The following is an 828-nucleotide window of genomic DNA, read 5'->3' as shown; positions in this document are numbered from 1 at the left end:
TCAGCCGCCCGTTTTCGGGCGGCGAATCCACCATTATCTATGACAGGCAGTTAAGCAATCTGATGACAATTCGTGTGAGCAGTCTGGTGACAGCTCATGAAATCATTAACAGCCAATGTCATCAGTGACCTGACGAAAATACCAAACACATGAGGTACGAAATGCATCAGAAAAATTGATATCTCTATTCCAGTCCTCATTCCAAAATATTTCACCGCTCCAAGGACGCACAGAATTATCAGGATCAATAATTCCGTTTTCTAAACCGATTAACGAAGAGATAATTTTAAATGTAGAACATGGAGATCTCTGCGTTAGAGCCAGTTCTTTATTATATATCATATAGTTTTTTTCTGTTGGATCGTATACTATTGCGGTCCCGGTTAAGCCTTCAAAATAATTAGACCAATCTACTTCAGTTAGTGTGGGTTCTTGTGATTCTACTACAGAAAATTTCTCTGGAGTAGGATCTTTTGTATCCTGTTGTATATTCTTAGCGTCTGAATTATTATGATTCGTGCAACCTGAAAATGCAAATATACCAACCAAAATTCCAATAATTAATAGATAAAAAGACTTGTTTTTTTTCATATTATTTCTGCCTATCCTAGAAATTAGTTATTCTATAAATGATTCATAAACCTACATTAACTATATAAGCCGATACTTTTAAGCTTTGATTATCTTGATAAACACTAGTGTTAATAGGCATCAACCGTAAGCGCTCAATAAAATAATGGCTATCTTTTCACAAGGTATTCAGCTATAGTTGAAGTAAAATACTCCAACTTCAACTTTTCGATTTGATCCGGCATCTCTGCTGTATCA

1 protein-coding gene is annotated in these 828 nt (G+C 35.3%); it reads right to left on the bottom strand.

Translation table 11 applies throughout. From position 1 onward, the window contains the following. Positions 1-105 precede the first annotated feature (105 nt). Positions 106-591 (bottom strand): penicillin-binding transpeptidase domain-containing protein, encoded by a 486-nt coding sequence (locus tag ACTNBR_RS16455; RefSeq protein WP_441019261.1) that lies wholly within the window; start codon positions 589-591, stop codon positions 106-108. Positions 592-828: the final 237 nt, after the last annotated feature.

The sequence above is a fragment of the Bariatricus sp. HCP28S3_F11 genome, assembly GCF_052065395.1.
Taxonomy (GTDB): Bacteria; Bacillota; Clostridia; order Lachnospirales; family Lachnospiraceae; genus Allocoprococcus.
This window is presented reverse-complemented; position numbering and strand designations above follow the sequence as displayed.

What these genes read in the sequence shown, in the direction of transcription:
- ACTNBR_RS16455 (WP_441019261.1), bottom strand. Translation starts at nt 591, where the DNA reads ATGAAAAAAAACAAGTCTTTTTATCTATTAATTATTGGAATTTTGGTT.